Origin of the sequence: Sphingomonas sp. FUKUSWIS1 (assembly GCF_000733135.1) — a bacterium.
GTDB lineage: Bacteria > Pseudomonadota > Alphaproteobacteria > Sphingomonadales > Sphingomonadaceae > Sphingomonas > Sphingomonas aerolata.
Genome location: NZ_JPJC01000112.1, coordinates 1 through 6516, shown reverse-complemented (window position 1 = coordinate 6516; position 6516 = coordinate 1). Strand labels below are relative to the sequence as shown.

The 6516-nt window shown below is 65.2% G+C and carries 5 protein-coding genes and 1 pseudogene; all 6 read left to right on the top strand.

Annotated elements, in window-relative coordinates; translation table 11 throughout:
• Positions 1-560, top strand: a pseudogene (zapE, locus tag sphsw_RS07800) (cell division protein ZapE); the annotation flags it as partial.
• A gap of 262 nt (positions 561-822) precedes the next feature.
• Positions 823-1785, top strand: a complete 963-nt coding sequence (gene mdh / locus sphsw_RS07795) for a malate dehydrogenase (RefSeq protein ID WP_031440112.1) — start codon at positions 823-825, stop codon at positions 1783-1785.
• A gap of 67 nt (positions 1786-1852) precedes the next feature.
• Positions 1853-2149, top strand: coding sequence for a GIY-YIG nuclease family protein (locus sphsw_RS07790; protein ID WP_031440111.1), 297 nt, complete (start codon positions 1853-1855; stop codon positions 2147-2149).
• Between the two features lie 56 nt (positions 2150-2205).
• A complete protein-coding gene (gene sucD, locus sphsw_RS07785) occupies positions 2206-3090 on the top strand; it encodes a succinate--CoA ligase subunit alpha (protein WP_031395407.1) in 885 nt (294 codons plus the stop codon).
• Between the two features lie 82 nt (positions 3091-3172).
• Positions 3173-6112, top strand: a complete 2940-nt coding sequence (locus tag sphsw_RS07780; RefSeq protein ID WP_031440110.1) for a 2-oxoglutarate dehydrogenase E1 component — start codon at positions 3173-3175, stop codon at positions 6110-6112.
• Positions 6113-6240: 128 nt separating this feature from the next.
• Positions 6241-6516 (top strand): biotin/lipoyl-containing protein (locus sphsw_RS07775; RefSeq protein ID WP_031440109.1); only part of this gene is annotated, 276 nt, incomplete at its 3' end.

The following is a 6516-nucleotide window of genomic DNA, read 5'->3' as shown; positions in this document are numbered from 1 at the left end:
CCTTCATCGCGACGATCGAACAGCGGCTCGACGTCCTCCCGCTCAACGGCCCCGTCGATTACCGCCGCGACCGGCTCGGCAGCCAGGACACCTGGCTCGTCCCCAACGGCCCCGAGGCCACCGCGCAGCTCTCCGCCGCGTTCTTTCGCCTCACCGACTTCTCGCCCGACGACAGCGAGCATGTCCCGTCCGAGGAGCTGATCGTCCAGGGCCGGGCCCTGCGCGTGCCCAAGTCGCTGAAAGGCGTCGCGGTGTTCAGCTTCAGGAAGCTGTGCGGCGAGGCGCGGGGGGTGGCCGACTATCTCGCCATCGCCCGCAAATTTCACGCGATCATCCTCGTCGGCATCCCCAAGCTCGGGCCCGAAAACCGCAACGAGGCCGCGCGCTTCGTCGGGCTGATCGACGCGCTCTACGAGCACAAGGTCAAGCTGCTCGCCGCCGCCGACGCGCAGCCGGGCGATCTCTACACGAGCGGCGACGGCCGGTTCGAATTCGACCGCACGATCAGCCGTCTGGAAGAGATGCGCTCCGAGGAGTATCTGGCGGAAGGGCATATCTGACGCACCCCAAACATCACCCCGGCGAAGGCCGGGGCCCAGTTGGAAAGGCCGTCGTAACGAAGACCTGCGCATAGTTTGCACCGTCCCCCAACTGGGCCCCGGCCTTCGCCGGGGTGGTTCAGCGCACGTCGGCAAGCTTATTGCTCCTGCGAACGACTTGCAATAACGCGACCACTTTTCCGCTTTAACGGTTGCCGTAGCGCCATAATGCGCGTAACCGGCGTCACCAATCACCCCGCACATCAGACGGAGACGGATTGGAATGGCTCGCAAGAAGATCGCGCTGATCGGCGCCGGTAACATCGGCGGCACGCTCGCGCACCTCGCAGCACTCAAGGGTCTGGGCGACATCGTCCTGTTCGACGTGGCCGAGGGCATCCCCCAGGGCAAGGCGCTCGACCTGTCGCAGTGCGGCCCGGTCGAAGGCTTCGACTCGACGATCACCGGCTCGAACGACTATGCCGACATCGCCGGTGCGGACGTCATCATCGTCACCGCCGGTGTCGCACGCAAGCCCGGCATGAGCCGCGACGACCTGCTCGGCATCAACCTGAAGGTCATGAAGGCCGTGGGCGAGGGCATCAAGGCCAACGCACCGAACGCGTTCGTCATCTGCATCACCAACCCGCTCGACGCGATGGTCTGGGCGCTGCGCGAATTCTCGGGTCTGCCGCACCACATGGTCGTCGGCATGGCCGGCGTGCTCGACTCGTCGCGCTTCAGCCACTTCCTCGCCGACGAGTTCAAGGTCTCGGTCAAGGACGTCACCAGCTTCGTGCTCGGCGGCCACGGCGACACGATGGTCCCGGTCATCAGCTACTCGACCGTCTCGGGCATCCCCGTCCCCGATCTCATCGCGATGGGCATGTCGAGCCAGGAAAAGATCGACGCGATCGTCAAGCGCACGCGCGGCGGCGGCGGCGAGATCGTCGCGCTGCTCAAGACCGGCTCGGCCTATTACGCGCCCGCCACCAGCGGCATCGCGATGGCGGAGGCCTATCTCTACGACCAGAAGCGCGTCCTGCCGGCTGCGGCCTACGTCTCGGGTGAATACGGCCTCGACGACCTGTATGTCGGCGTGCCCGTGGTGATCGGCGCCGGCGGCGTCGAAAAGATCGTCGAGATCAAGCTCGACGACGAAGCCAAGGGCAACCTCCAGGTCTCGGTCGACGCGGTCAAGGAACTGATCGTGGCGTGCAAGGGTATCGACGGTAGCCTGAACTGATTTGAGGACATGAGCCGATCTGCTGTTCCCCGGCGAAGGCCGGGGTCCAGTTGGGAGAAGTCCCGTGATGGATACCGCCTTCTGCGTCTACATCATGGCCAGCAGGCGTAACGGCACGATCTATCTCGGCGTCACCAGCAATCTTCCCAAGCGTGCTTGGGAGCATCGCAACGGGGTCGTCGCAGGATTTACGAAGAAATACGGTTGTCATCTACTCGTCTGGTACGAAGTCTATGATGATCTGGACGCCGCCCGGCAGCGTGAGCTGCAGATGAAGGAATGGAAACGGGCCTGGAAGGTGAAAGCGATCGAAGGGATGAACCCGAACTGGGATGATCTGTTTGATACGCTGACGCCAGACTGACCTGCCTTCCCAACTGGGCCCCGGCCTCCGCCGGGGAACGAGAGAGAGAAAACTAGATGAGCATCCTCGTCGACAAGAACACCAAGGTCATCACGCAGGGCATGACCGGCGAAACCGGCAGCTTCCACACCAAGATGGCGCTGGAATACGGCACGCAGATGGTCGGTGGCGTCACCCCCGGCAAGGGCGGTACGACTCACCTCGACCTCCCCGTCTACAACACCGTCGCCGAGGCGAAGTCGGTCACCGGCGCGACCGCGTCGGTCATCTACGTGCCGCCTCCCTTCGCCGCCGACTCGATCCTCGAGGCGATCGACGCACAGATCGAGCTGATCGTCGCGATCACCGAGGGCATTCCCGTGCTCGACATGGTCAAGGTCAAGCGCGCGCTCGCGGGCTCCAAGTCGCGCCTCATCGGCCCGAACTGCCCCGGCGTGCTGACCCCCGGCGAGTGCAAGATCGGCATCATGCCCGGTTCGATCTTCAAGAAGGGCTCGGTCGGCGTTGTCAGCCGTTCAGGCACGCTCACCTATGAGGCGGTCTTCCAGACCTCGAACGCAGGCCTTGGTCAGACGACCGCGGTCGGCATCGGTGGCGATCCGGTCAACGGCACGAACTTCATCGACGTGCTCGAGCTGTTCCTCGCGGACGACGAGACCAAGTCGATCATCATGATCGGCGAAATCGGCGGCGACGCCGAGGAGCAGGCCGCACAGTTCCTGATCGACGAGGCCAAGCGTGGCCGCAAGAAGCCGATGGCCGGCTTCATTGCGGGCCGCACCGCACCTCCGGGTCGTCGCATGGGCCATGCCGGTGCGATCGTCTCGGGCGGCAAGGGCGATGCCGAGAGCAAGATCGCGGCGATGGAAGCTGCCGGGATCAAGGTCTCGGAAAGCCCCAGCCTGCTCGGCGAGACGCTGCTGAGCGTGCTGAAGGGTTAAGTCAAAGAAGGCTGTTCCCCCGCGAAGGCGGGGGCCCAGTCTGGGCTCCCGCCTTCGCGGGAGAACACGGAAGGCGAGTGACATGGGCTACGAAGGCCAGGATTTCAGCGATATCGCAGCCGGCGTCAGCCCGGCGTTCGTAGAGACGCTCTACGCCAAGTTCACCGCCGATCCGGCCTCGGTCGAATCCGGCTGGCGGACGTTCTTCGAGGGGCTCGAAGGCTCCGCGCAGGGCCCGAGCTGGGAAAGCGCGCGCTGGCCGCTGACCACCACGGACGATCTGACCGCGGCGCTCGACCCGACCCAGATGGAGCCCGCGCCCAAGCCCGCAAAGGGTGGCGGCAAGCCTGCTCCCGCCGCCGCCGCGCCCGCGCCCGTCTCGAAGGACGAGATCGCCAAGGCCGCGGCCGACGCGATCCGCGCGCAGCTGCTGATCCGCACCTACCGCGTCCGCGGTCACCTCGCCGCCAATCTCGATCCGCTCGGCCTGTCGAAGCGCGAGATGCCCGAGGATCTGAAGACCGAATATCACGGCTTCTCCGACGCCGACATCGACCGCAAGGTCTATCTCGGCGGCACGATGGGCTTCGAATGGGCGACCATCCGCGAGCTCGTCGACACGCTGCGCAAGAATTATTGCGGCAATGTCGGCCTCGAATACATGCACATCGCCGATGTCGAGGAGCGTCGCTTCCTCCAGGAGCGCATGGAAGGCCAGGATAAGGCGATCGAGTTCTCCGTCGACGGCAAGAAGGCGATCCTCAACAAGGTCATCGAAGCCGAGCAGTGGGAGAAGTTCCTCGGCAAGAAGTATGTCGGCACGAAGCGCTTCGGGCTCGACGGCGGCGAATCGATGATCCCCGCGCTCGAATCGGTCATCAAGTATGGCGGCCAGATGGGCGTGCGCGAGATCGTCATCGGCATGGCGCATCGCGGTCGTCTGAACGTGCTCGCCAACGTGATGGCAAAGCCGCTCCGCGTCATCTTCCACGAATTCGCCGGCGGATCGGCCAACCCCGATGACATCGGCGGCTCGGGCGACGTGAAGTATCACCTCGGCACCAGCACCGACCGCGAGTTCGACGGCCACAAGGTTCATATGAGCCTCGTCGCCAACCCGTCGCATCTCGAGGCTGCCGATCCGGTCGTGCTCGGCAAGACGCGCGCGATCCAGACGCTCAACAACGATCTGAAGGACCATGTCGCCTCGCTCCCCGTGCTGATCCACGGCGACGCGGCGTTCGCGGGGCAGGGGATCGTCTGGGAGTGCCTCGGCTTCTCAGGGATCCGCGGCTACAACACCGGCGGCTGCGTCCACTTCATCATCAACAATCAGGTTGGCTTCACGACCAGCCCGCAGTTCGCGCGCTCGTCGCCCTACCCGTCGGACGTCGCCAAGGGCGTCCAGGCGCCGGTCTTCCACGTCAATGGCGACGATCCCGAAGCGGTGACCTTCGCCACCAAGATGGCGATGGAATTCCGTCAGAAGTTCCACCGCGACATCGTCATCGACATGTGGTGCTATCGCCGCTTCGGTCATAACGAGGGCGACGAGCCCTCCTTCACCCAGCCGCTGATGTACGACATCATCCGCAAGCATCCCGGCGTCAGCTCGGTCTATGGCAACCGCCTGATCAAGGAAGGCGTGATCGACCAGCCCTGGATCGACGAGAATGTGAAGCAGCTCACATTGCGGCTCGAGGGCGAGTTCGAGGCGGGTGCGTCGTACAAGCCGAACAAGGCCGACTGGTTCGGCGGTCGCTGGACCGGCCTCAGCGCGCCGACCGACGGTGCGTCCGCGCGCCGCAACGTCGAGACCGGCCTCAGCCAGAAGCTGTTCGACTCGCTCGGCCGCACGCTGACGACCGTTCCCGAGAGCGTGAAGATCCACAAGACGCTCGCGCGCGTGCTCGACGCCAAGCGCGAGATGTTCAAGTCGGGCAAGGGCTTTGACTGGGCGACCGGCGAGGCGCTCGCGTTCGGCGGCCTGCTCTCCGAAGGATACGGCGTCCGTCTGTCCGGCCAGGATTCGGGCCGCGGCACCTTCTCGCAGCGTCACGCGGTGTGGGTCGACCAGACCGACGAGCACAAGTACGTGCCGCTGCAGGAGATCGAGCACGGCAATTTCGAGGTGCTCGACAGCCCGCTGTCCGAGTACGGCGTGCTCGGCTTCGAATATGGCTATGCGCTCGCCGACCCGAAGACACTCGTCCTCTGGGAAGCGCAGTTCGGCGATTTCGTCAACGGCGCGCAGATCATGATCGATCAGTTCATCACGTCCGGCGAGTCGAAGTGGCTTCGCGCCAACGGCCTCGTGATGCTGCTCCCGCACGGCTATGAAGGGCAGGGGCCAGAACACAGCTCGGCCCGTCCCGAACGCTTCCTCCAGTCCTGCGCGGACGACAATATCCAGGTCGCGAACTGCACCAGCCCGGCGAATTATTTCCACCTGCTCCGCCGGCAGATGCACCGCAACTTCCGCAAGCCGCTGATCGTGATGACCCCCAAGTCGTTGCTCCGTCACAAGCTCGCGGTGTCGAACGCCGAGGACTTCCAGGGTGACAGCCACTTCCGTCGCCTCCTGTCCGACACCAACGGTGCGGCCGACGTCGATACCAAGCGTCTCGTCCTGTGCACCGGCAAGGTCGCCTATGACCTGATCGAGGCGCGCGATGCGGCGGGCGACACCGACACGCAGATCGTCCGCGTCGAACAGCTCTATCCCTTCCCCGGCAACCCGATCGCCGAGCGCGTCGCGAAGATGCCGAACCTGGAAGAGATCGTCTGGGCGCAGGAAGAGCCGAAGAACAACGGCTATTGGTTCTTTGTCGAGCCGCTGATCGAGGAGGCGCTGGCCAGCGTGAATTCGCCGGTCAAGCGTGCGCGCTACGCCGGGCGCAGCGCCTCGGCCTCGCCCGCGACCGGCCTGATGAAGCGTCACCAGGCCGAGCAGGGCGCGCTCGTCGCCGACGCGCTCGGCCACAGCGTCCGCGACGAAATCCGCCGCACCCGCGCGAACTAAACTGTCTTCTACCACCCCGGCGAAGGCCGGGGCCCAGTTGGGATGGTAGATATAATTGAGCGAAACGCCGGCCAATCAGCGTTTCGTAACTGGACCCCGGCCTACGCCGGGGTGGAGGAACCGAGAAAATGGCAACCGAAGTCACCGTCCCCGTCCTGGGTGAATCGATCACCGAAGCCACCCTCGGCGAGTGGCTGAAGCAGCCCGGCGATCCCGTCGCCGTCGACGAGCCCATCGCCAGCCTCGAGACCGACAAGGTCTCGGTCGAGGTGCCCTCGCCGGTCGCCGGCGTCATGGGCCAGCACGCGGTCGCAGTCGGCGACACGGTCCAGGTCGGCGCGATGCTCGCCACGATCGACTCGGGCGACGGCGCCGCCGCTGCGCCTGCCAAGGCCCCCGAGCCC

What these genes read in the sequence shown, in the direction of transcription:
- sucD (WP_031395407.1), top strand. Translation starts at nt 2,206, where the DNA reads ATGAGCATCCTCGTCGACAAGAACACCAAGGTCATCACGCAGGGCATG.
- sphsw_RS07790 (WP_031440111.1), top strand. Translation starts at nt 1,853, where the DNA reads ATGGATACCGCCTTCTGCGTCTACATCATGGCCAGCAGGCGTAACGGC.
- sphsw_RS07780 (WP_031440110.1), top strand. Translation starts at nt 3,173, where the DNA reads ATGGGCTACGAAGGCCAGGATTTCAGCGATATCGCAGCCGGCGTCAGC.
- mdh (WP_031440112.1), top strand. Translation starts at nt 823, where the DNA reads ATGGCTCGCAAGAAGATCGCGCTGATCGGCGCCGGTAACATCGGCGGC.